This is a genomic window from Shewanella sp. 10N.286.45.A1 (assembly GCF_041470405.1).
Lineage (GTDB): Bacteria > Pseudomonadota > Gammaproteobacteria > Enterobacterales > Shewanellaceae > Shewanella.
The window spans coordinates 1-2,181 of sequence record NZ_JBFRMK010000184.1 but is presented as its reverse complement, the minus strand read 5'-3'; the positions used below and the strand labels follow the sequence as shown (position 1 = coordinate 2,181).

The following is a 2,181-nucleotide window of genomic DNA, read 5'->3' as shown; positions in this document are numbered from 1 at the left end:
CATTATTTGGGTGTAAGAAAGAAGGAGATTGAGAGCCATCAATAGCTAAGCGGTTGTTTACAAAGACTTTTAATCAGTGTCTACGTAACCCTACATCACAAATATGCAAATTCTGACTTTCACTATCAGCAGAGTCAGTGAACTCATAGCAACATGCCTATTAAGGCATTGATTAAAAGGACATTTAAAGTTACCTTATTAGCGTTGGATTAACTAGGCTGACTGTTCTTATTCGGAATTCAGCCTAATATACTGTTAGCTGCAATCTACACACGGAGGTTATGTGTCTATTCAAGAAGTTGAGGTAACTCTGGAGGAGTTGCAATCACTAGATCAAGATCAAATACTCAGTTCATGTAAAAGCCCTGTGTATTATGAATTAGAGTCAGCTTTTGGGAGCATTAAAGGCTCTAATGCAGCAAAGTTGCTATCTGCCACTTGTTCGATGCACCTAAAACCTGAAAATCCGAAAGCGCCATTTTCACCTAAGTTTATAATGCAAGACCGCAGGGGTCTTATTGCCAATGATTTTTCTAAAGAGTCTTTAAATGCACTTTCTCAATTTTGTCACTCCGTGACAATACCTGAGTTACAAGCACGGTTAGCAGATATTTCTTGGGTTACTAAAGTTGGAAGTGTTGATCATGCATATATAGCAATAGAGGCATATCTTGAATCAGCAAAACAACTATTAGCTGTAGGTGAATCATGGGTATATCCAGCAGAGCGAATCGAGCGTGCCTTAAGGTTAAGCTGTATGTTCAGGAGAGACACACAGCGACCTGATTTATTCGAAAAACTAGCGGGATTCATTAAATCTGAGATACATAGTAAAAAATTAGATGATTCACCTTTTTATGCATTACGTTTATTAAAGTTATCCCATGAATGTGGCGTTGGAGATGATGACTGGATTCTTAATACGGCAGAGGAAATCGCTCAAACTCGTTTTGAATTAGGTGATACTCGAACAGCTATAAATGGGTGGGAGTGCGCACTAAACTCTGCTAACTCAACTCGAAATAAAAGTAAACAGCAAGATATCTGGAGAGAAATAGCAGCTTGCCACGTCAAAGATTCAGAGTTTCAAGATGGTGGACTGATCGCTGCTGGATGCATACTTAAAGCAATAGATGCATTGTCTAAAGTTCCTAATACTAGGCAAGAAAGACTTGAACTATATGAGACAATGAGGGATCACCAAATTGAATCTCTACATCAACTTCATGAGTTTTCGACGCCAGCACAAGACATTAGTGAAATTGTTCATCAAGCAAAGATGCAAGTCCAAGGTAAAGATTTCTTCGATATGCTATTTAGGCTTGGTGTTTTGGTGTCAAGACCTACAGATATCAACAAGCTGAAAGAGCAAGCAATCGAACAGATGCAAAGTAGTATTGCATGGATGTTTGGTGGAACGCATATAGATCACGAAGGTATCACAGTCGCAACAGTTCCCGCTGGTATGGGACTAAATGAGAGTCAAGATGGCCCTGTTACTTGGGCTACGATGATGAAAAATATTGGAATTGATCATCAATTAGCTGTCCAAGGGCAGATACGGCCAGCCCTAAATGAGCTAATGATTCAGCACCATGTTTCTGAATATGCTCTAGAATCGATTTTGAAAAATAATCCGTTCATCCCATATGGGCACGAATATTTTTATATTAAAGGGATTACGTTCGGCCTTGAAGGAGATTTCCTAAGTGCGTGTCATATTCTTATTCCACAGATTGAAAATTCACTTAGGTACGTGGCACGAAGTCAAGGAGAGGAACCAACAACATTGCACGGTGATGGCTCTCAAGAAAGAAGTGGCTTGAAATATTTATTAGATCATCCTGTTATTATTGAAGTTTTAGGTCAAGATATTGTCGGAAATCTTCAAGCAATTTTAATAGATAAGATATATGGAGACTTGAGAAACCAAATGTCTCATGGCTATATGCCGGCAGGTCACTTTTATGGTGTAGCACCGGTTTTTCTTTGGTGGTTAATTTTACATATTGTTATGTTGCCTTTAGGTGGCCACTGGAAACAAAGCTACAAACCAGAAAATGCAGCTAACGTATAAGGATAGGCCGCGCGCAGCCGCGTCCTTATCCCAAGTGTTGAACAAGCCCGAGTGATACCTTTATATAGTTAATATCGACGTAAGAGTTTACGCTTTTTAGGTGG

The 2,181-nt window shown here is 39.3% G+C and carries 1 protein-coding gene; it reads left to right on the top strand.

Annotation, left to right across the window (positions count from 1 at the left end; genetic code table 11):
- Positions 1 to 283: 283 nt before the first annotated feature.
- Positions 284 to 2,077 carry a DUF4209 domain-containing protein gene (locus tag AB4238_RS14355; protein ID WP_372034027.1) on the top strand — a complete coding sequence of 598 codons (1,794 nt, stop codon included), beginning with the start codon at positions 284 to 286 and terminating at the stop codon, positions 2,075 to 2,077.
- The last annotated feature ends 104 nt before the right edge of the window (positions 2,078 to 2,181 follow it).